21 protein-coding genes are annotated in these 21,363 nt (G+C 64.5%); 9 read left to right on the top strand and 12 right to left on the bottom strand.

Annotated elements, in window-relative coordinates; genetic code table 11:
• The first annotated feature begins 75 nt into the window (after positions 1-75).
• The 3 genes from metW (at position 76) to EJ074_RS21075 (ending at position 2,898) form a co-directional block, all read left to right on the top strand.
• Complete coding sequence (gene metW / locus EJ074_RS21085) at positions 76-690, top strand: methionine biosynthesis protein MetW (RefSeq protein ID WP_095804518.1); 615 nt, start codon at positions 76-78, stop codon at positions 688-690.
• A 47-nt stretch (positions 691-737) separates the two neighbouring features.
• On the top strand, positions 738-1,730 hold the full coding sequence (locus tag EJ074_RS21080) for a glycosyltransferase family 2 protein (protein WP_095804519.1): 993 nt from the start codon (positions 738-740) through the stop codon (positions 1,728-1,730).
• 232 nt (positions 1,731-1,962) lie between these two features.
• Positions 1,963-2,898, top strand: coding sequence for a glycosyltransferase family 2 protein (locus tag EJ074_RS21075; RefSeq protein ID WP_095804520.1), 936 nt, complete (start codon positions 1,963-1,965; stop codon positions 2,896-2,898).
• Positions 2,899-2,911: 13 nt separating this feature from the next.
• Here EJ074_RS21075 and EJ074_RS21070 read toward each other — a convergent pair whose 3' ends face one another.
• The 3 genes from EJ074_RS21070 to EJ074_RS21060 all read right to left on the bottom strand — a co-directional run bounded on the left by EJ074_RS21070 (position 2,912) and on the right by EJ074_RS21060 (position 6,487).
• Positions 2,912-3,712 (bottom strand): DUF1194 domain-containing protein, encoded by an 801-nt coding sequence (locus EJ074_RS21070; RefSeq protein WP_095804926.1) that lies wholly within the window; start codon positions 3,710-3,712, stop codon positions 2,912-2,914.
• A 70-nt stretch (positions 3,713-3,782) separates the two neighbouring features.
• The gene (locus tag EJ074_RS21065) at positions 3,783-5,609 is read right to left on the bottom strand and encodes an ABC transporter ATP-binding protein/permease (protein WP_095804521.1); all 1,827 of its coding nucleotides are present in this window, start codon (positions 5,607-5,609) and stop codon (positions 3,783-3,785) included.
• A gap of 101 nt (positions 5,610-5,710) precedes the next feature.
• A complete protein-coding gene (locus EJ074_RS21060; RefSeq protein ID WP_095804927.1) occupies positions 5,711-6,487 on the bottom strand; it encodes a methyltransferase domain-containing protein in 777 nt (258 codons plus the stop codon).
• 201 nt (positions 6,488-6,688) lie between these two features.
• On the opposite strand from EJ074_RS21060, the gene gloB reads away from it, so the two are divergent.
• Positions 6,689-7,456: a hydroxyacylglutathione hydrolase gene (gene gloB, locus EJ074_RS21055; RefSeq protein ID WP_095804522.1), complete on the top strand. Its 768-nt coding sequence runs from the start codon at positions 6,689-6,691 to the stop codon at positions 7,454-7,456.
• 68 nt (positions 7,457-7,524) lie between these two features.
• Positions 7,525-7,956 (top strand): cupin domain-containing protein, encoded by a 432-nt coding sequence (locus EJ074_RS21050; protein WP_095804523.1) that lies wholly within the window; start codon positions 7,525-7,527, stop codon positions 7,954-7,956.
• Between the two features lie 99 nt (positions 7,957-8,055).
• Here the strand turns inward: EJ074_RS21050 and EJ074_RS21045 are convergent, their stop codons facing one another.
• The 3 genes from EJ074_RS21045 to EJ074_RS21035 all read right to left on the bottom strand — a co-directional run bounded on the left by EJ074_RS21045 (position 8,056) and on the right by EJ074_RS21035 (position 10,487).
• The gene (locus tag EJ074_RS21045) at positions 8,056-8,727 is read right to left on the bottom strand and encodes a lysoplasmalogenase family protein (protein WP_095804524.1); all 672 of its coding nucleotides are present in this window, start codon (positions 8,725-8,727) and stop codon (positions 8,056-8,058) included.
• The gene (locus EJ074_RS21040; RefSeq protein ID WP_095804525.1) at positions 8,724-9,611 is read right to left on the bottom strand and encodes an EamA family transporter; all 888 of its coding nucleotides are present in this window, start codon (positions 9,609-9,611) and stop codon (positions 8,724-8,726) included. The genes EJ074_RS21045 and EJ074_RS21040 overlap by 4 nt, the downstream gene beginning before the upstream one ends.
• An 87-nt stretch (positions 9,612-9,698) precedes the next feature.
• Positions 9,699-10,487, bottom strand: coding sequence for a DUF3108 domain-containing protein (locus EJ074_RS21035; protein WP_129553712.1), 789 nt, complete (start codon positions 10,485-10,487; stop codon positions 9,699-9,701).
• A 255-nt stretch (positions 10,488-10,742) separates the two neighbouring features.
• Here EJ074_RS21035 and rpmB point away from each other — a divergent pair, with 255 nt between their 5' ends.
• From rpmB to EJ074_RS21020, 3 genes are all read left to right on the top strand, one after another.
• Positions 10,743-11,039: a 50S ribosomal protein L28 gene (rpmB, locus tag EJ074_RS21030; protein WP_095804527.1), complete on the top strand. Its 297-nt coding sequence runs from the start codon at positions 10,743-10,745 to the stop codon at positions 11,037-11,039.
• 109 nt (positions 11,040-11,148) lie between these two features.
• Entirely contained in the window at positions 11,149-11,826 is a 678-nt protein-coding gene (locus tag EJ074_RS21025) for a queuosine precursor transporter (protein ID WP_095804528.1), read from the top strand.
• 17 nt (positions 11,827-11,843) lie between these two features.
• Positions 11,844-13,697, top strand: a complete 1,854-nt coding sequence (locus EJ074_RS21020) for a GtrA family protein (protein ID WP_245454741.1) — start codon at positions 11,844-11,846, stop codon at positions 13,695-13,697.
• A 13-nt stretch (positions 13,698-13,710) separates the two neighbouring features.
• Here EJ074_RS21020 and EJ074_RS21015 read toward each other — a convergent pair whose 3' ends face one another.
• The 4 genes from EJ074_RS21015 to EJ074_RS21000 all read right to left on the bottom strand — a co-directional run bounded on the left by EJ074_RS21015 (position 13,711) and on the right by EJ074_RS21000 (position 18,412).
• Entirely contained in the window at positions 13,711-14,733 is a 1,023-nt protein-coding gene (locus tag EJ074_RS21015; RefSeq protein WP_095804530.1) for an esterase-like activity of phytase family protein, read from the bottom strand.
• On the bottom strand, positions 14,730-16,628 hold the full coding sequence (gene cobT, locus EJ074_RS21010) for a cobaltochelatase subunit CobT (protein WP_095804531.1): 1,899 nt from the start codon (positions 16,626-16,628) through the stop codon (positions 14,730-14,732). The genes EJ074_RS21015 and cobT overlap by 4 nt, the downstream gene beginning before the upstream one ends.
• A 51-nt stretch (positions 16,629-16,679) precedes the next feature.
• On the bottom strand, positions 16,680-17,666 hold the full coding sequence (gene cobS, locus EJ074_RS21005; RefSeq protein ID WP_095804928.1) for a cobaltochelatase subunit CobS: 987 nt from the start codon (positions 17,664-17,666) through the stop codon (positions 16,680-16,682).
• Positions 17,667-17,788: 122 nt separating this feature from the next.
• Positions 17,789-18,412 carry a J domain-containing protein gene (locus tag EJ074_RS21000; protein WP_095804532.1) on the bottom strand — a complete coding sequence of 208 codons (624 nt, stop codon included), beginning with the start codon at positions 18,410-18,412 and terminating at the stop codon, positions 17,789-17,791.
• A gap of 136 nt (positions 18,413-18,548) precedes the next feature.
• Here EJ074_RS21000 and EJ074_RS20995 point away from each other — a divergent pair, with 136 nt between their 5' ends.
• Positions 18,549-18,851 (top strand): BolA family protein, encoded by a 303-nt coding sequence (locus tag EJ074_RS20995; RefSeq protein WP_095804533.1) that lies wholly within the window; start codon positions 18,549-18,551, stop codon positions 18,849-18,851.
• A 24-nt stretch (positions 18,852-18,875) separates the two neighbouring features.
• On the opposite strand, the gene EJ074_RS20990 is transcribed toward EJ074_RS20995, so the two are convergent.
• On the bottom strand, positions 18,876-20,429 hold the full coding sequence (locus EJ074_RS20990) for an acetolactate synthase large subunit (protein ID WP_129553711.1): 1,554 nt from the start codon (positions 20,427-20,429) through the stop codon (positions 18,876-18,878).
• Positions 20,430-20,536: 107 nt separating this feature from the next.
• Positions 20,537-21,340 carry an alpha/beta hydrolase gene (locus EJ074_RS20985; protein WP_095804535.1) on the bottom strand — a complete coding sequence of 268 codons (804 nt, stop codon included), beginning with the start codon at positions 21,338-21,340 and terminating at the stop codon, positions 20,537-20,539.
• Positions 21,341-21,363 lie beyond the last annotated feature (23 nt).

Below are 21,363 nucleotides of genomic sequence, written 5' to 3'. Positions count from 1 at the left end.
AACGCATGACCCCCAAGCATGCGCGGCGCTCTTGGGAGAGCGCCATGCGTCAAGAAAAAGATCGGAGGTGCGCTCATGAGCGTCAACCGCGCCCAGCGCGTCGATCTCGACGTCATCAACGATCTCATCCCGCCGCGCTCGCGCGTGCTCGATGTCGGCTCGGGCGATGGCTTGCTTCTGGAACTCCTGCAGGAGGCCAAGCAGGTCGATGGCCGCGGGATGGAGCTGTCGCAGCGAGGCGTCAACGAATGCGTGGCGCGCGGCCTCTCGGTCATTCAGGGCGACGCCGACAAGGATCTCGAGTTCTATGCCGACAAGGGCTTCGACTTTGTCGTCTTGTCGCAGACCCTGCAGGCGACCCGCAACCCGAAGCTTGTGCTCGACGAACTGCTCAGGATCGGCAATCGCGCCATCGTCTCCTTCCCTAATTTCGGCCATTGGCGGGTGCGCTTCTCGCTGCTGATCAAGGGCAGGATGCCGGTCACCAAGGATCTGCCCTACTCCTGGTACGACACGCCGAACATCCACTTCTGCACCATCCGCGATTTCGTCAATCTGTGCGAGGAGCTCGGCGCGACCGTCGAGAAGGCGACCGCGCTCGACGCCAACGGCCAGAAGATCGGGCTGTCCATGCCCTGGTGGTTCTGGAACTTCTTCGGCCAGCAGGCGGTGTTTCTGCTCAGGCGATGACGGTGGCTTCGATTCGCACATTGGCCATGGTTTGAGCCGGCGGGGACATGTCAGCCGAGCAGCCAACCTATTCAGTTGTCCTGGAGATGGAGAATGCCAGATCCATCGACTGGGACGAAATCGGCGCCGGGCTGAAAGCCTTGGCGCGCGACATTGCCGAGATTTCCGCTGCCGGATATGCAAGGCCGAAGCTTGTCGTCTCGCATGGCGGCCGGGAAGCGGACGCGGACGCGCTGCGCAGCAGCATCGAAGCTGAGGCGCCTCAGTTGGCGCAGGTTGCCGACCTGGCTTTCGCGGCCTGTCCGGCCGGCCGGTACTATGAGCTCAAGAACAACGGCATTGCCTCGACCGAGGGAAGCATCGTCGTCTTCCTCGATTCCGATACGGTTCCGGAACGGGGCTGGCTCTCGACCCTGCTGAAGCCCTTTCGTGACCCCGCAACCATCTGCGTGAACGGGCACACCTATCTTTCCTACGATGACTTCCTGTCGCGCACTTTTGCCTTGATCTGGTTCTTCCCGCTGGCCGAGGGAGACAAGCGCTTTGCCTCCAAGCGGGCGATCAATGCCAACAACATCGCCTTCCGGCGCGACTGGATATGCAGCCACCCGTTTCCCGCACATAACGGTTTCAAGGTCTCCTGCACGCTGCTGATGCACCAGCTTTGGCGCGAAGGCCGCAAAATCGTCAATGTCGACGCCCGCGTCAGTCACTACCCGCCGCGCGGATGGCGGTTCTTCTACTGGCGCGCCCTGGTCACCGGCCGAGATGCCGACAGAAAATTCGTCGAGCTCCATTCTCCCACTCGCACCCGGCGGGTGGTGAAGTCTTGCAGCCGATGGGGCACCATGTCGTGGCGCACCACACGACGCGTCATCCGTTTTGCGCGGCAAACAGGCATGCCGTTCTGGCAAATCCCGTTCTCGCTGACGGTCGGCCTGGCTTTCTATACCTTGGCCTTCCTTGGCCATTTCAGCCTGGCCGCGGGCCTCGTCCGTGACGAGGTCGAAACTGTCCCTGACTATGTCGGCCACAGTTGAGGTCTTGAGGCTGTATTGCCATCGGAATACCACCCTCAGGACCTGGTAAACTGTGGCAGTCAAATCGCATGATCTAAGGAATACGCGCCAAAACCTGCATCCGGAACGGCACTTTGGGTGACATGGCCGCTGGCTTTTTGTAACGCTTGGCGGAATCCAATCCGGGGGCGGCATGGAAGGCAAGCTGGAGGTCCGTCCGATCACCACCAGATCCGGCTGGTAGCGGAGACAGATGCCGACGTTACCGGACACCAGTCCGCTGATCACAGTGGTCACGCCGACCCATAACCGGCGTAGCCAGGTTGTGCGCGCAGTCGAAAGCGTTCTCGCGCAGACGCTTCCCCGCTTCGAGCACATCGTCGTCGATGACGGCTCGACGGACGGGACCGCCGCGGCGCTCGCCGATGTCCGCGACCCACGTCTGATCTATGTCGGGGCGAAATGGCGAGGCGCCAATGCCGCGCGCAACGCCGGTATCGAGCGCGCGCGGGCGCCGGTGGTCACCTTTCTCGATTCCGACGACGTCTATTTGCCGGATCGGCTGGAGCGCACGCTGGCGCGGTTCGACGAGGACCCTTCGCTCGAAGTTCTGATCAGCTCGTTCGTATCCGTCAAAGGCAATCGCAGCACCAAATGTATCAACCGCGAAGGCTTTCTCGGCCAGAACGCGCTGGAGCGGGCTTTGGTCTCGCAGACCATCTTCATCGCCGGCTCGGCGATCACCGCCCGCCACGCCTCGCTCCTGGAGATCGGCGGCTACGACAGCGACATCACACGCATGCAGGACCGCGAGCTTCTGCTGCGCTTTGCCCGGCGCAGCGGAGCCCTGCTGACCGGGGACATCGACTGGAAGAAATATAACTCCGAAAACTCGATCTCGGGCCGCCGCGACGGCTATGTCGCAGCCTACGCCGATCTCATCGAGAAGCACCCTTATATTCCCGATCGCTATCCCGACGTGCCGCCCTACATGATCGCGCGCCAGCTCATCGCCGATACTATCAAGGGCAGGCTGCCGCAGGCTTTGTCGGGCTATCTTGCCAACCGCTCGTCCAAGGCGCTGGGCTATTCGCTGCCGCATTTGCTGCGCGGCTATGTCGTCGGTCGACGCTGGCGCCGCACTTGCTATCAGGAATTCCGCTCCAACTATGGCGACCAGCCGGCCTGAAAAGCGGAAGCTTTCATCGGTCGAGTTCGGGAAAGTACGGGTCGGAATATTTCCGCCGATCGCGCTCGCCCTGCAGGCAATCGACAGGCGGCGCCGCCTCGATCCTGACCGTGGTCTCCCGGGTGATGCCGCTCACCTCCTGGATCAGCTTGCGGCGTATGGCCGTCGAGAACTCGGCAGCCGAGTAGATCGGCAGCACGAAGGAACCGGGTCCGCCCGTCACGCAGTCGGCATAGTAGGCATCGAGATGGCCGATGCTTGGCGATGGGCTGATCAGGATCGGCAGCCCGTTGATGACGATGCCCCTCGCCAGGACGGCATTGCGGATCATGGCGACAGGCAGCCCGGAATTGTTCGGTCCGTCGCCCGATATGTCGATCACGCGGCGCGGCGCCGAGAAGCCGGTTTTCTCCAGAAGCCCTGCGCCGAAGCCCAGCGCGCCGGAAATCGAGGTACCGCGAAAACTCCGGAACGGACGCTGGGCGATCTTGTCGGCGAAAGCGTCGGCACTCTCCTGGCCGTCGACGATCTGCCAGCCGATGACGCCGTCGTCGCGCACCACGCCCGCCCATTCGAAATAGGCGAGCGCAATCCGGCCGTTGCTGCCCGATCGCACCGCCCGGATGAAATCGGGATGGCGCAACGCATCGACATAGCCGGCGCGCTGCAGGACGAATTCGCCCTCGTCCATCGACTGCGAGATGTCGACGGCAAGCACGAGTTCGACGTCGACCGCCATATCCTGGCCAGGTGCCGGCAGCGGCGCCGCCTCGGCGCAGGCAAGACAGGCAAGCAGGCTGAACATCTCGAGCATGGCAGCAAGCAACCCTGACGGTTCGCGCAGATTGTTTCCGCCGATCACGGCGAAATAAAGCTTGGCGTGCCTATTTCCGGCGGCGGGCGACAACCGGCGGCGGTTCGATTGCGCCAGCCCTGACGCGAGCAGGTTTCAGCGCTGGTGCGCCGGAATCCTTCACGATCGTCAACGAGCGCGGGAAGAACTGGACGTTGTGCAGGCCGCGGCCGATGTTGAGGATAGCTGTCTCGGGCAAACGCTTCTCCAGCATCGACAGCACCCGCCTCAGCGATGGGCCATCGAAGGCGTCCAGGGCCTCATCGATGATCACCCAGTTCGGTTTCCGCAGGGCGAGCCGGGCAAAGGCGAGCGAGCGTTGTTCGTCATCGCCCAGTTCACGTTCCCAGCGTCCGCTGCGGTCGAGCGAGGACGACAGCCGTTCGAGACCAACCTCGGCAAGCACCGCCGCGATCTCGGCATCGCTCGCCGGCGCAGATCCGTTCGCATGGTCGAGCACCTCGCGCAACGTTCCGGCCGGAAAATAGGGAACGCGAGGCACGAAGATGGGCGCTTCTCCCTCCGGCAGGCCGATCTTCCCGCTGCCCCACGGCCACAGGCCCGCAAGGGCGCGGAAGAACAGTGTCTTGCCGGCGCCCGGCTCGCCGGTGATCATCACGCGCTCGCCGGCACGAATCTCGACATGCTCGTCGGCGAGCCTCGTGCATCCCTCCGGCGAGGCTACCTCGAGTCTTTCGAACGTCATGCTGCCATCGGCATTATCAGCGAACGCAATGCGCTTTTCCCTGTCGTGCAGCACATCGGTTTCGTTGAGCGCGATGCGGAAGTCTGCCACCCGCATCAGCGTGGCGCGCCAATCGGCGATGGCGCCGATGTTGTTGATGAACCAGCGCAATGACGAGTGCACCTGATTGAAGGCGCCGACCGCCATCATCAGCCCGCCGAAACTGATAGTACCCGAGAAATAAACCGGGGCAGCGACCAGGATCGGCGCCACCACGGTGATCCAGCCATAGGTATCGGTCACCCAGGCCAGGTTGATCTGGGCGGTGTAGATGCGCCGCATGGCGCCGAGCACCGCGCCGAGGTCGAGCTGAAGCCGTCGCCTTGCATCGGCTTCGCCACGGTAAAGCGCGATGGCGTCGACATTCTCGTTGACCCGCACCATGGAGGAGCGCAGCTCAGCCTCCCGTGTGTAGCGATCGCTGTTGAGGCCGATCAGCGGACGTCCGACCAGCCAGCTCAGCCAGGAGGCCGTGCCGGCATAGAGGAAGGCCGCCCAGACCATGTAGCCCGGTATTGCCAAGGAGCGATCGCCGATGTGGAAGACGAAACCCGAGGACAATTGCCACAGCACGCCGACGAAGGACACGAGCAGGATGAACGATTGCAGCAGCCCGACGCCGAGATCCGTCGACAGGTCGGACAGATGCCCGGCATCCTGCTGCATGCGCTGATCGGGATTGACGCCGATCGCTCCGGCATTGGCCAGCCGGAAAGCGCGCGCGGGTCGCATCCATTCCTCGATCAGATCGAGCGTCAGCGCCTCGCGCAGCTTCAGCCGGATCATCTGGTTGAGCCAGGTCTGGCCGATGTTGAGCACCAGCAGCCCGCCGGCAATGGCCGCGAAGACGAGAAGCTGGTGCAGGAAGTCCGCCATGTCGCGGCGCGCCAGCGCATCGTAGAACGGTTGGTTCCAGCGGTTGAGCAGGACCTGGCCCATCGCCGTCGCGACGATGACGCCCACCATGCCGACCGACGTCCACAGCAGCCACCTGCGAACTGGTGATGCTTTGAGCGCCAGCCCGATCGTCGCCACCTGATCGGAAAGGCTGCTGGCCTCGACCGACACGGCGGCCCGCTGGGTTTCGGGCAATTGATCCAGTTGATCAGCCATGAAGGAAATTCCCGATTTCGGGCACGATCACCGGCACAGCGCCGGGAACCCGCCCCTCAGATAGGGGAATGGCGAGCATGCGATGCAAGGAGCGCACCCGTTCACGAACGCGTCAATCGCTTCCGCGTGGCGTCCAAGGCTGTGCGGCCGAGCGTCGTCGCCCCTTGCGGCGAGAAGACCGGCACGAAGACACGGCGCGAGGCGCGCTGCGCGACCGGCACGCCTTGATAGAGCCGTTTCTGCGCCTCGACGATGATGACGCCCGAAAAGATCGGCCAGAACCGTCGCCCCGCCTGCTCCAGCACATTGTGGAACCGCATCATGAAGTGCCGCGGCGACGGCGGAAAGAACAGCGCGTCGGACCATGCCGCCGGAGTGAAATTGGCCTCGCGCAGCAACTCGGTCAGTTGGCCGCGCGAGAACGGCCGGCCATTGCCGAAGGGCGTGTGCTCGAAACGCGCCCAGACGCCGCGTCGGTTCGGGACCACGATGACGACCCGACCCGCCGGCGACAGCACGCGCCAGATCTCGTTCAGCGTCTCGCGCGGATTCTCGACATGTTCGAGCGAATGGACGAGCAGCATCCGGTCGATGCAGGAATCGACCAGCGGCAGCTCCTCGTCGAAGACGAGCGCCGTCGCCGTCGGCCCGGTCGGCGGCCACACCACCGCTCCTTGGGTCGCCGGCATGAAGGCGAACACCCGCTCGGCGTCGGTGCCGAAGCGCTCCAGCCAGGGCAATGTATAGCCGAGCCCGACCAGCCTTTCGTTCGGCACCGCCGCCCATATCGACGACAATGCCATGGTGATCGCGCGCTCGGCCAGGCGCCCGAGCGTGGTCGAATAGAATGAGCGGAGATCGACGATATCGGAATGCATGGCCGGAACGGTAGCGGCGAAGCCTGCCAAGTTCAACAAAGGCCGATGACATCGGCGGCCGAGCGCCCTATGTCTCTGCGGCGCCTGCATCAGCCTGAAATCAATTTCGATTTCGGCAAGGACGATGCGGCAGGTAACAAGTGTTAGGCGTCCTCTTGTGCGTCCACCTGGACGCGCGGCGCTCTGACGGAGGGAGATGCAATGTCCGTCCAGATCGAGCAGTTCATGTGCCGCACCGACAATTTCGGCGTACTCGTGCACGATCCCAGGAGCGGACAGACGGCGCTCATCGACGCGCCGGAAGAAGCGCCGATCCTTGCGGCGGTCAAGCGCACCGGCTGGACGCCGACGATGATCCTGACCACGCACCACCATGCCGATCACGTCGAAGCCAATCGGGCGCTGAAGGAGCGGTTCAAGCTGCGCATCATCGGGCCGGCGGCGGAGAAGGATAAGATCCCCGGCATTGATGAAACCGTCGAGGAAGGCTCAGTCGTCCATCTTGGCGACGAAAGGATCGAGGTCATCGCAACGCCCGGGCACACCGCCGGCCATGTCTCCTACCATCTGCCGGCATCGAGAGTGGCCTTCACCGCCGACACGCTGTTCGCGCTGGGCTGCGGCAGGCTGTTCGAGTGCAAGCCGCCGGTGATGTACGGCTCGCTTAAGAAGCTTGCAGCGCTGCCGGCCGAGACGGCGATCTATTGCGGGCATGAATACACGCTCTCCAACGCCCGCTTCGCGCTGACCATCGACCCGAGCAATTCGGCGCTCAAGGAACGCGCCTCCAGGATCGAGGCGCTGCGCGCCGATAACAAGCCGACCTTGCCGACGACGATCGGCGAGGAACTGTCGACCAACCCGTTCCTGCGCTGGCACGACCCGGCGATCCGCAGGCATCTCGGCATGGAAAGCGCGAGCGACGCCGAGGTTTTCGCCGAAATCCGCAAGCGCAAAGACAACTTTTGATGCATGTCGCCCAAACTGCATTGCGGTCTTGGGGTAGCCACATGCATTAAGGTGAACGGCCTCTTTCCATGACCAGCGCTGCCGAAATCATAGCCACGCTCGACCTCAAGCCGCATCCCGAGGGCGGCTGGTATGCCGAGACTTTTCGTGACGGTGCCGCAGGCACGCGCGGCCACTCGACCGCGATCTATTTCCTGTTGGAAAAAGGCCAGCTTTCGGCCTGGCATAGGGTCACGGACGCGGCCGAGGTCTGGCACTTCTATGCCGGCGGACCGCTGGCGCTCGCCATGCATGAGGAAGGCTCCGCCACAGTGATCGAACAGGTGCTGGGCACCGCACTTGCCGCGGGCGAGCGGCCGCAGATCGTCGTTCCGGCCGGCTGGTGGCAGTCGGCGCGCAGCCTCGGCGAGTGGACGCTGGTCGGCTGCACGGTGGCCCCGGGCTTCGACTTCGCCGCCTTCGAATTGGCCGAACCGGACTGGCAGCCAAAAACCGCCTGATGCATGTCGCCCGGAAGTGCGCAGCGGTTCTGGGGCAACCACCAGCGTAAGAACCAAGACTTAATGCGCGTCGCTGAACCCACTCAGCGCGACGCGGTACTAAAACAGCAGGAATCCCAGGGTGATCGCCAACTGGGCTGCATAATAGAGCACCCAGACCGCGTAGCGCATCCAGACGCGATGCGGCGAGATCGCGGCGAGCAGGAACCGCTCCGCCGCCAGCAGCCCGTCCGAGGTCATGAACAGCACCGCGCCCGGGATGACCAAGGGCTGGAAGGTGGTGAGCGCCGCGATGCCCATTCCCATGATCGTCGCGACATAGACGGCGATCGGGATCCGCAGAGCGGGGCCGACGCGGCGCCAGAGCGCAGCGAGCATCACGATGCCGAATGCAACCATCGCCAGCGCGATCGCGCCGCGCCACGATTGGGCAGAGAGCAACTCGAGGCCGCCGCCGATGTCGAGAAACAGCACGACATAGGCGACATGCGCGGCGAGGAAGCTCGCCAGCCCGGCGAGAAAGGCCTTCTCGCCGTCGCGCGAGAGAAAGGCATCGCCGGCCGCGCTGAGCGCCAGCGCCGCGACGAGCAGCACTGGGCCGCCCTGCATGGCGGCGAGCACCGCCAGAAAGGCGACGGCCAGCGTCTTGGCCGCCGACCGGGCAAGCCGCGGCGGCATGTCGAGGGCAAAGGCGTAGATCACCGCGGCGGCAAACGAAAACAGCAGCGTCGCGTTGGCGTTGGCCTCGATGCCGCCCGCAAAGGGCATCATGCGCCGGCGTCTCCGATTGCCGGCCTGCGCAACAGGAGCGACTTCGCCGCGAGCGCGGCGCCCCCGGTGATAAGCAGACAGGCGGCGAGAATGCGCAGCGACGGCTCGGCGACTCCGGCCGCAAGCAACACCAGGGTCGACAGCAGCGGCGCGGCATAGCTTGCCGCCCCGAGGACCTGGATGTTGCCGCGCTTGACGCCGACATCCCAGGCGTAGAAGGCCGCCCCCACCGGCATCAGGCCCAACCCAAGCACGGCCAGCCACTGTGCGGCGCCGTCGGGCAGAACTGTCCTCTCGAGCAGAAAGTGGCAGGCCAGCGAAAGCACCGATGTCGCGGCGCAGAACCAGGTGACGATCGAGGTCGGCACCGAGGGAAACCGCCGCGACAGCAGCGAATAGGAAGACCACAGGAGCGCGCAGACGCCGGCCATCGCGTAGCCGAAGGCATAGCGGGCGTCGAAGGCCAATCCACCGCCCTTGGTGACGATCAGGACCGTGCCGGCTAGGCCGAGCAGCGCGCCGACGACATGGTTCCAGGCCAGCCTCTCGCCCGGCATCAGTGCCGAGCCGAGCACGATCAGGAGCGGCCACAGATAGGCGATCAGGCTGGCCTCCACCGCCGGCGCATTCCGCAAGGCGGTGAAGTAGAAGAAGTGGTAGCCGAACAGGCCGGCGATGCCGATGACCCAGACCTGCGGCGGAACCTTCTCAGGCCGTCCGGCGGCCGGCATCACCAGCCGCGCGGCAAGTCCGACGCCGGTGCCGATGGCGAAGGTGACGGCCGACAACAGGAACGGCGGCACCTGCCCGGAGGCGTCGGTGAGCAGCGCCAGCAGCGCCCACATGGCGACCGCGGAGAAGCCGATCAGTGTTGCCCGCCCCATCCGCGTCTCCTGCGGCGCATAAGGGCGCCTCTGACAATTCCAGGAAAAATGCGTAGCGGCTTTCCGTCCGGAATTGTGAAAAACAAGCTAGTTGGTTGCCTCAAACCGTCTCGCACTGATGGTCAGCGGCCCGATCTGGGTGCCGACTGTGGCGCGGATCGGCGCATATACGCCGGTTTGGCCGAGCGGTGCAAACGTCACCATCATTCGGCTCTTGTTCTGCAGGAAATCCAGGGCTTTGCGCCCCTTGCGATAGCCCGCCACCGGCTGGAAGCCCATTTTGCAGGTCACCGTGTCGCCTTTGTAGCCGCGTACCGAGATCGAGCCCTTCGAGGCATAGGTCAGCGTCAGATTGGCGCGCATCTCGCCGTCATAGAATTTGACCGTGCGGCCGCAGACCTGGTCGAGGCTGTCGGCATGGACGACCGTCGCCGCCATCGGATCGAGCACCGATGTCAGATCGCCGGCGCCGAGCGGCACCCAGCTTTTCGGATCGCGCTTTTTCGGCTCCGGAACGACCTTGGTCGAAGCCACCGCGCCGTTGGCGAAGCGGATGTCGACCATCGACGCCTTCTTGCCGGAGGTGTAGTCGGCGCGGAAGACCTGCGGCCGGATCTGCTTGCCCGAAATCGTGCCTTTCGAAGAGATTGTGCCCTTGGTGTCGTCGAAAATCCTGGCCAGACCGGCCGCTGAGACGGTGCCGTTGATCGCATAGTTGTCGCCGTCGTAGCGGCTGGAAAACGTCGCGCGGGCGACCGAAAGACCAAGGAAGGATACGGTATATTCGCCGTTGAACGACTGCGGCGCCGCGGCAAGGCTTGCCGTCGGCACCGCGAAGGCAAGCAGGCTGGCAAGTGCATGGGATGGGCGAAGCATGACGGGCGGCGAGTCCTTGGTTCGGCCTGAACACTATGGTTCCAGCCTGGCATATCCCTTCGCAACGGGGTTATAGGGTGGAATCCGGCCTTTATATGGAGCGCACGCTGTCGCCGCCCATCTGCCGGAGCTTGACGCGCTGGCGAAATGCAACTATGGAACGCCAACTTTTCCAAAGGCCGCCTGACAGAGACCGCGCGCCGCCTGGCGCGGGCAGAATGGTTTGGCAGGTTTAGAAACTGAAGGTTAGACAAGATGTCCCGCACCTGCGAACTCACTGCCAAGGCAGTCCAGACTGGCAACAATGTGAGCCACGCCAACAACAAGACCAAGCGCCGCTTCCTGCCGAACCTGGTCAATGTGACGCTGATTTCCGAAGTGCTGAACCAGAACGTTCGGCTGCGCATTTCGGCCAACGCGCTGCGTTCGGTCGAGCATCGCGGCGGCCTCGACGCGTTCCTGGCCAAGGCCGATGCCAAGGAGCTGTCGCAGCGAGCTCGCCTGCTCAAGAAGCAGATCGCCAAGAAGCTCGCCGAGCAGCCGGCCGCCTAAGCAACTTTCCGGCGGATGACCGCCACGGGCTCCGGGCGGATCCGGTGCTCGATATCGTAAGCGAGCGCTCATCTGACGCTCAGCTGGTTCCATCACCCAGGATAAAAAAATGAACTTCCTGTCGCGATACCTGCCTTTCGTGGCTGCCATGGCGCTTGTCGTCGTGGCGTCGAACATTCTCGTGCAGTTCCCGATGCAGGGCCAGATCGGCGGTCTTTCGCTGGCCGACCTGCTCACCTGGGGCGCTTTCGCCTATCCCTTCTCGTTCCTGGTCACAGATCTTGCCAACCGCCGCTACGGTCCGGCAGTGGCGCGCAAGGTGGTCTTCGTCGGTTTCATGACGGCGGTGATCTGCTCGATCCTGGTTCCGCCCTTCCTGTTCCGCCACGGCCTGATCGAGTTCGAGACCGCGGCCGACCGGCTGGTGCGTATCGCGGCTGCCTCCGGCGCGGCGTTCCTGACTGCGCAATTGCTCGACGTGACCGTGTTCAACCGGCTGCGGCGGCAGAGCTGGTGGCGCGCACCGATCGTCGGCACGCTGGTCGGCTCGGTATTCGACACGGCCGTGTTCTTCGCCCTTGCCTTTTCCGCCGCCTTCGCCTTTGTCGGCCCCAACGATGCCTTTGCGCTGGAGACGGCGCCGCTGCTGGGCGTGCTGTCGGTCGAGACAATGCGCTGGGTCTCCTGGGCGCTCGGCGACCTCTCGGTCAAGCTGATCATCGCCATCGTGGCTTTGATCCCCTACCGGCTGCTGGCGGCCCGCTGGAGCCAGCCTGCCATCGCCTGACGCTTCCAACTGGCCGGGTGTGCCAGCGCTTTACGCTTTGTTACGTCACATGGTGCAGGATCGCGAAAAATTTCCAGGACATCGCGACCCGCATGACCACGCAGGCTACCGGTTGGAAACATGATCTCCTGCTGGCGTTCTGCGCCACGCTGCTGGTCCTCGCGATCAACGCTATATCCGGCTTTCCGTCGCTCGCCGACTATGGCGGCGACAACGACAGCATGCTGCGGATGGTCGAGGTCCGCGATCTTCTCGGCGGCCAGGGCTGGTTCGATCTCCATCAATACAGGATGGGCCTGGCGGGCGGCTTCGTCATGCACTGGTCGCGCCTGGTCGATACCCCGATCGCGCTCATCATCCTGGCTTTCGATGCGCAGGGCGCCGGCGCAGCCACGGCCGAGAGGGCCGCACAGATCATCTGGCCGCTTTCTCTCTACGGCATGACGATATTCGTCATTCTGCGCGCCTCGCAGCGTTTTGCCGGCGCGAATGTGGCGATGCCCGCTCTGGTGCTCTCGACCGCCGCGCTGTTCTTCCTCCGCATCTTCAGCCCTGGCTTCCTCGACCACCACAACATCCAGCTGCTTTTGACAGCGGCGAGCCTCTGGCTTTTGATGGAGGCGCCCCCCTGGCGGATCGCCGCCGTTCTCTCCGGCATGTGCGCGGGCCTCACGCTTGCGATCGGCATGGAAACCGCGCCTTACGTGGCGACGCTGGGCGCCGCTGTCGCCGTGCTCTTCATTCTCGATGAAAAGGAGCGCATGACCGCATCCGGCTTCGGCATCGGATTTGCAGCGGTCGCGTCGGTGGTCTTCGTCGCCACCATACATCCGTCCTCCTGGGGCGCACCCCAGTGCGATGCCTTTTCGTCCTTCCAGTTCGTGATCGCGGCGCTCTCCGGCCTCGGTTTGGCCATGCTTGCCGGCCTGCCCGGACAGTCTACGGCCAAGAGCCGGCTCATCCGCATGTCGATGCTGGCCGTGGCGGTCGCAGCGGTCGCGGTGGTGTTCTTCCCGCAATGCCTGGCCGCGCCCTATGCAGATGTAGACCAGCGACTTCGCACCTATTGGCTGAACGACGTCGTCGAGGCGCAGCCCTTCTTCAGCGTTGCGGTCCATCAGCCGAAGCTGATGGCCGCGCGCTATGTGACGCCCTTCATCGGCATCCTGCTGATCGCCTTTCAGCTTCGCAGCCGACGCCTTCGCCGCGAGGAGGCTCTTGCCGGCTTGCTGCTTGTCGTCGCCTTCGCCGTCAGCCTATGGCAGGTCCGCGGCTCCACCTTCTCGGTCGCCTTCGCGGTGCTGCCGCTCTCGGCCTGGATCGCCCGTATCCGCCTTCAGGCAAGCATCGCTCGCTCATGGCGCATATCCACGCGGATGGCCGCAGCCTGGCTGATGTCGCTCAACGCGACCTGGGCCGGCGTCGCGGTCGCCGCGCAGTCGATGGTCCAGACGGCGCCCAGAGCCATCAACTCCGACCCGGACCACGGACTGAGCTGCGGCAAGCCCGGAGACTTCCGCGATCTTGCCGCCATGCCGGCAACCACCGTGCTTGCCTCGTCCAATCTCGGCTCTGGAATACTGATGTTTACCGGCCACAGGGCGCTGGCCGGCCCGTACCACCGCAATGTCGGCGGCAATCTCGCCATGTTCGACGCCTTCATGGGAACGCCGGAAATCACGCGTGCGGTCATCGAGCGCGAACATGTCGGGCTGGTCGTGATCTGCCGCGGCAATTCGGAGGAAATCTCGCTTGCGCAGGACGCTCCGCTTGGGCTGGCGGCCCAGTTGGTGAAGGGGCGTGCACCGGACTGGCTCGAGCTGGTCGCCTCGACCGCCGGCAAGCCGATCGAGATCTACAAGGTCCGCTGACCGCGACCCCGCTTCAATCCTCGTGCAGCATGAATTCCAGATAGAGGTTGCGCTGCAGGATCGAGTGATTGTCGTCCGACATCAGTGACACGATCAGGGCGCCGTCGTCCCGGGTCCAGACGTCAAGCCCTTCCATATTGTCGATCTGGTCGCCCATATCGGCTTCCATCAGCACTGGACCGTCGGCAACGGCGCCCTTCTCGACGCTTTCGCCATAGATGCGTCGCAGCCGCATCTTCACCCCGCGCGCCATCGAGAAGCTGCGCTCCAACAGCAGAAGGTCACCGTTCGGCAGAAAGGCGCCGTCAGTGATGTCGAAATCGCCGTTGCGCTTGACCGTGAAGACGCCCTTGTGCGGTCCCTCGATGACGGCCGCGTAGATGTTGCCGGCCTTGTCCAGGCTCTTTTCCGACACCACCACCAGGCCGCCCTCATGCTGGCCGTAAGGATGCGCATGCGTCACGGTCTCGAAGCCGCGGTTCATCCGCAGCTCCCGGGCCGGAACCAGATAGTCGAGCTGTCTGAACGGTCCCTTCATATTATCGGCATCGATCTTGAACTGGGCGATCCGCTGGTCGCGCTCGAAACCGACGGTAGCGACGCCGTCCTTCACCGCGAGCCCTTCGGCATCGACCTTCCATTTCCTGTCGATCGGCAGGCCCGAGGCGTCGACCATCTGCTGCATACGGAAACTTGTTACGCCCGAGGGACGCCCCTCGGCATCGCGCGCGATGCTGCCGAAGAACCAGAAGCCGGTGTCGGCGACGCCGATGAAATCGCTGCCGGGCTTCAGGAAGCGAAAGGCCGACAGCGCGCCGAAATCGCGCGACGGCGAGGTCATCTCCAGCCCGCCGACGAATTCCAGCGGTCCGAACCGTTTCTCATCCCGGCCAGTATGGAACTCGGTGATTGGCCGCGCCGAAACCTCGATCGTCTCGATCGGGGTGCGCGCCTCGGCAAATGCCGGCGAAACCCACGCACAGGCCAGCGCACAAGCCGATATTGCCCGCCGGATCCGCGCCCTCGACAAGATCATCCGGCGCGCCGCAAGCCGCCGCGCCGGCTGTCGCGGGCGCTCTCCTCGTCGAACAGCGACGCCAGTTGCTCGGTCATGGCGCCGGCCAATTCCTCGGCGTCGACGATGGTGACGGCGCGCCGATAGTAGCGCGTGACGTCATGGCCGATGCCGATGGCGAGCAGTTCGACCGGCGAGCGCGTCTCGATCAGCTCGATCACGGCGCGCAGGTGCCGCTCGAGATAGTTGCCGGGATTGACCGACAGCGTGGAATCGTCGACCGGCGCACCGTCCGAGATCATCATCAGGATCTTGCGCTGCTCCGGCCGGCCGATCAGCCGGTTATGCGCCCAAAGCAGTGCCTCGCCGTCGATGTTTTCCTTGAGCAGGCCCTCGCGCATCATCAGGCCGAGGTTGCGGCGCGCGCGCCGCCACGGATGGTCGGCGGACTTGTAGATGATGTGGCGCAGATCGTTGAGCCTGCCGGGGTTCGGCGGCTTGCCGTCCTTCAGCCATTTCTCGCGCGCCTGCCCGCCCTTCCACGCGCGCGTGGTGAAGCCGAGGATCTCGACCGAAACACCGCAGCGCTCCAGCGTGCGCGCCAGAATGTCGGCGCAGGTCGCCGCCACGGTGATCGGGCGGCCGCGCATCGAGCCCGAATTGTCGAGCACCAGCGACACCACGGTGTCGCGGAACTTGGTGTCGCGCTCCTGCTTGAACGACAGCGGCTGCATCGGATCAATGACGACGCGCACCAGCCGCGATGGATCGAGGTAGCCTTCCTCGAGGTCGAAATCCCAGGAGCGGTTCTGCTGCGCCATCAGCCGGCGCTGCAGCCGGTTGGCCAGCCGGCCGACGACGCCGGAGAGATTGGCGAGTTGCTTGTCGAGGAAGGCGCGCAGCCGATCGAGCTCTTCTTCCTCGCAAAGATCCTCGGCGCCGACCGTCTCGTCGAAGGCGGTGGTGAAGACCTTGTAGTCGATTTCCTTCGGCAGGTTGAGGAACGGATTGTCGTTGCGCCGCGCTTCGCCGGGCGTCTCCGCGTCGGAATCGTCCTCGTCGGAAAGGTCGTCGGAGGTCGCGTCTGTCGCTTCCGTTTCGGCCGACTCTTGTTCGTCGGCAGAAGACTCGGCATCCTCGGACTGCGACTGCTCGGAGCCGGAGTCGTCCTCGCCGCCCTCCTCGCTTTGTTCTTCGCCCTGCTGCTCGTTTTCTTCGTTGTCCTCGGTGTCCTCCGTCTCCTGGTCGTCGCCGAGTTCCTCGGCCATTTCCATCGAGACGAGCATGTCACGCACCAGGCGGGCAAAGGCCTGCTGGTCGTCGAGCTTGGCCGACAGCGCATCGAGATCGGCGCTGGCCTTTTCCTCCACCCATGGGCGCCAGAGATCGACCAGCCGCTCGCCGCTCTTCGGCACGGTGCGGCCGGTGAGTTTTTCGCGCACCATCAGGGCCAGCGCTTCCTCGAGCGGCGCGTCGGCCTTGTCCCTGACATCGACCAGGTTCGCCTTGGCGTATTTGTCCTCGAGCATCGAGCCGATATTGTCGGCGACGCCCTGCATGGCGCGGCTGCCGATCGCCTCGACCCGCGCCTGCTCGACCGCGTCGAAGATCGAGCGCGCCAGCTTGCCTTCCGGCGCCAGCTTGTTGTGGATGCGCTGGTCGTGGCAGGCGCGCTTCAGCGCCATGGAATCGCCGATACCGCGGGTGATCGCTATGTCGTTTCGGGTAGCCTTCTTCGGCAGCTCGGGCAGCCGGGCGCGGCTGCCGGCCAGTGCGGGCCGGTCCTTGGCGAAACCGACTTCGAGATCCTTGTCGCCGGCGACGGCGCGCATGCATACCGTGACGGCACGTTTGAAGCTGTCCGCTTCAGACCCGTTCTTCGGCTTGTTGCGCGTGTTGTCGCCCGGACCCGCCATTGTCATTCCCTGCGCGATCTGGCCTGGAAGCTCAGGCCCTTCGGCACGCGCTTAGCCCAGCACCACGTTGGCGGCGCTCTCCGGCAGGTCCTCGCCGAAGGCGCGTTGGTAGAATTCAGCCACCACCGAACGCTCCAGCTCGTCGCATTTGTTGAGGAAGGTCAGCCGGAACGCCATGCCGATGTCGCCGAAGATCTCGGCGTTCTCGGCCCAGGTGATGACGGTGCGCGGGCTCATGACGGTCGAGAGATCGCCGTTGATGAAGGCCGAGCGCGTCATGTCGGCGACGCGCACCATCTTGTTGACGATATCCTTGCCCTTGCTGTCGCGGTAATGCTTGGCCTTGGCCAGAACGATGTTCACCTCGTTGTCATGCGGCAGGTAGTTGAGCGTGGTGACGATCGACCAGCGGTCCATCTGCGCCTGATTGATCTGCTGCGTGCCGTGATAGAGGCCGGTGGTGTCGCCAAGACCGACCGTGTTGGCGGTGGCAAACAGCCGGAACGCCGGATGTGGGCGGATGACCCGGCTCTGGTCGAGCAGCGTGAGGCGGCCCGAGGATTCCAAGACGCGCTGGATGACGAACATCACGTCCGGCCGGCCGGCATCGTACTCGTCGAAGCAGAGCGCCACATTGTGCTGATAGGCCCAGGGCAGGATGCCGTCGCGGAATTCGGTGACCTGCAGGCCTTCCTTGACGACGATCGCATCCTTGCCGACGAGATCGATACGGCTGACATGGCTGTCCAGATTGACGCGCACGCAGGGCCAGTTGAGGCGGGCCGCGACCTGCTCGATATGCGTCGACTTGCCGGTGCCGTGATAGCCGGACACCATGACGCGGCGGTTGTAGGCGAAGCCGGCAAGGATCGCCAGCGTCGTCGCCTTGTCGAACAGATAGTCCGGGTCGATGTCGGGCACGTGCTCGGTCGACACCGAATAGGCGGGAACCACCATCTTGGAGTCGAAGCCGAATTTCTCCTTCACCGGCACCGTCGTGTCGGGCAGGTTGGCGATGTCGCGATCGACCTTGTTCATCTCTATCAACGTCTCCACGGGCGAACGCGGCGTTTCGCCGGCAATCGATTTTGTTCGGGGGCGGTCTTAGAGCCTTTTCCTACCCGATGAAAGTTGGAAAACGACACGGACCGTAAGGCCGCTCAGCACAACCCTGCTTGCTTGAGCACGCGATAGGCCTGCAGCACGTCGCGGAACCGGTCTTCCGAACCTCTGTCGCCGCCATTCGCATCCGGATGGTGGCGCTTCACGAGTTCCTTATAGCGCGCCTTGATATCCTGACCAGTCGCCTTTGTATCAAGGCCAAGCGTTTCCAGCGCCTTGGCCTCAAGCGGCCTGGCCTTGCGCTCGCGCGGCTCGCGCGACCCGGTGCCGAACAGGTTGAACGGATCGCGCATGCGGTTGTAATAGCCGGCGCGCCCCGAACGCTGCTGCGCGAAGTCGGGCGCCGAACGCATCCCGCCGCCATTGGCGCCCATGCGCCAGGTCGGCCGATGGCCGGTCAGCGCCTCTTTCTGGAAGCGGGCGATCTCGCTGTCCGACACGCCGGAGAAGTAGTTGAAACTCTTGTTGTATTCACGCACGTGCTCGAAACAGAAGCGGAAATATTCCCCCTCCTTCAGCCGCCCGACCGGCGCCCGGTGCGTGCCCGCCTCCTTGCAACCGTCCCACTGGCAGATTGGCGCACGCGACTTCAGCTCGGCGTCCTTTTCCGGCCGTATGCGGATCTTCTCGAAATATTTGGGATACGGTTTCATCTCACCCATTTATGGGCTGTTCGCTGGTGCGAAACAAGAATTGACATTTCGCCGATGATCGCCCTAACCGCTGAATCGCGGCTTAAAAGCGGTCGAAAACTGAGATTTTGCGGCGGTGCCGTAGATGTGGTGAAGGGAAGCCTCGATGTCCATACAGGCGACGATGGAAAGCAAGCTGAAGGCGGCATTTTCGCCGGAAAGGCTGGCCGTCATCAACGAAAGCCATCTTCACGCCGGCCATCATCACCATGGCTCCGATCACCATGGCGCCTTCGACGGCGCCGGCGAGACGCATTTTCGCGTCCGCATCGTCTCGCCGCGCTTTGCTGGCATGAGCCGCGTCGAGCGCCACCGCGCCGTCAACGACCTGCTGGCCGACGAACTGAAGGCCGGCGTGCACGCGCTGGCGATCGAGCCCGCCGCGCCAGGCGAAAAGACGCGCTGGTAGGTGCTGCGAGCCCTCTCGGCTCGCTTAGATCACCGCTTCGATCAGGAACGGCCCTGGACGTGACAGGGCGCTGTCGAGCAGCGCATCGAACCGTTCGCATGTGTCGGCGCGGGCCGCTTCCACGCCCATGCCGTTGGCCAGCGAGACCCAGTCGAGCGCCGGCTGATCGAGGTCGAGCATGCGCCTGGCGTTCTCGCCAATCGCGTTCACCCCGACATTGCGCATCTCGCCATGCAATATGGCGTAGGTCCGGTTGGAAAAGACGATCGTGACCACGTCGAGCTTCTCCCTGGCCTGGGTCCACAGCGCCTGCACCGTATACATGCCGCTGCCATCGGCCTCGAGGTTGACCACCTTGCGCCCCGGACAGGCGATCGCGGCACCAGTCGCCATCGGCATGCCCTCGCCGATCGAGCCGCCGGTCGTCATCATGTAGTCGTGCTGGGCGGCGAAGGCTGAAAGCGCGAAATAGCGCCGCGCCGAGGTGACCGCCTCGTCGCAGACGATCGCATTGTCGGGAAGTCTCCTTGCCACCGAAAGCGCGATCGCATCGTCCGTCAGCTTGCCGCGCGGCGTCGGCTCATCGGGAAAAGCCGTGGCGGCAGCTACAGGCTGCGACGGTTTGATGCCGAGTTCGTCCCGAAGCAGGGCAAGCGCGGTCTCGAGATCTTGGCCGTGCTCGGCCAGCGACATCACCGCGCAGCCTTCGCGCACAAGCCGCCCCGGCTTGCCGGGATAGGCAAAAAAGGCCACCGGCTCCTTGGCGCCGACGAGGATCAGCACATCGATGTCGGCAAGGAAGGCCCGCGCGGCGTCTATCGGGTAGGGAATGCGGGCCGGCGCGACCCGTCCGCGGCCGCGCTGCATTCGGGCCACAAGGACCTCGCTGAACAGGCGGACATCCATGGCCGCGGCGATCTGCCCGGCAATTTCGAGCCCGTCGGCGCGCGCCGCTGGTCCGCGCAGGATCATGCCGACGCGACCGGGCGCGGCGCGAATGGCTTCGGCAACGTTGCGCACCGTGTTCATGTCGACCGCTGGTGGCGGGGCAAGTTCCACCTTGGCCGAGGAGACCACGCTAGCCTCGCCCCAGGCAGCGTCCGCCGGCAGGATCAGCGTTGCGGTGCCGGGAGGCGTCAGCGAAGCGCGAAAGGCCGCCTGCGCGGCCGGCGCGACATCGGCTGGACCGGCGATGCGGCGGACCCAGTTCGACATCGGCGCCGCAAGGCTTTCTATGTCGCTGGTGAGCGGCGCGTCGAGCGGCAAGTGATAGGAGGCATGGTCGCCGACGATGTTGATCATCGGCACTCGCGCACGCCTGGCATTGTGGATGTTGGCCAAGCCATTGGCCAGTCCGGGGCCGGTATGCAGCAGCGTCGCGGCCGGGCGGTCCGTCATCCTGGCATAGCCGTCGGCGGCTCCGGTCACCACGCCCTCGAAAAGGCCGAGCACGCAACGCATCTCGGGCTTGCGGTCGAGCGCCGCCACGAAATGCATCTCCGAAGTGCCGGGATTGGCGAAGCAGACATTCACGCCGTTGGCCAACAGCACGTCGCACAGGACATCGGCTCCGTTCATCGCTTCCCTCCTGCGTGACGATCCGGCGGCAATTGAGCGCATGCACGGTCAGGCGACAATGTCCCGCCGCGGATTTTGACGTGATCCAGTTGAGGCGCGTGCTGCGGTCAGGCGACCGTCGCCTTCAGGAACGCCATCACCGCGGCCGTCAGTGCGTCACCGTCCTCGCCGAAGCGGCGGTTGATGGCCATGTGCGAATAGGCGCTGCCGTCGAACAGCGTGACTTTGGTATCCGCTGCGCGCAGCCGCTCCGCGAAGTCGCGCGCGACTGTCGCGCGGATCGGCGCATTCGAATAGGCGATGAAGACAGGCGGAAGCTTGCCTTTGCCGACATAGGTCGCGGGCGAGAGCGCCCGCCATTGGCTCGGATCGGAAAACGCCTGCGCGTAGACCGGTCGCAGCTTGCCGCCCTGCGCCTTGGCCAGGGCCTCGATGTCGTAGGCCTCGGTGTCGTCCAGCACCAGCGCGGCGACGCCAGGCAGGCCGCCACGTAAGCCGGTCAGCGCCGCCAGATGGCAGCCGGCCGAGTGACCCATGACCGCGATGCGGTCGGGGTCGCCGCCATAGCTGGCGATATTGGCGCGAACATAAGCGTAAGCTCTCTCCACATCGGCTGCCTGGGTAGCGACGTCGGCGTCAGGCAGCATGCGGTAGTCGATGGAGACGAACAGGAATCCGTTGGCAAGCAGAAAGCCCGGCTTGCCGTTGACGTTGCCACGGCTGCCGATCCGCCAGGCGCCGCCATGGATGAAGAGCAGGACCGGCCTGTCCCTGGCGCCGTCGGCCGCATAGATGTCGAGCTTGGCGGGGCCATAGTCGACGGTCTTCGGCTGGCGAAGCCATGCGGGAAAAGCCTCCGCCGGCAGCATCGCCGCAAGGGACGCAAGCACAAGACTTCGCCGATCGATCATTATGCCTCTCCGACCGTTTTGCC

Origin of the sequence: Mesorhizobium sp. M3A.F.Ca.ET.080.04.2.1, from assembly GCF_003952525.1 — a bacterium.
Lineage (GTDB): Bacteria > Pseudomonadota > Alphaproteobacteria > Rhizobiales > Rhizobiaceae > Mesorhizobium.
The sequence above is the reverse complement of the archived record's forward strand: the minus strand, read 5'-3'. Positions and strand labels throughout refer to the sequence as shown.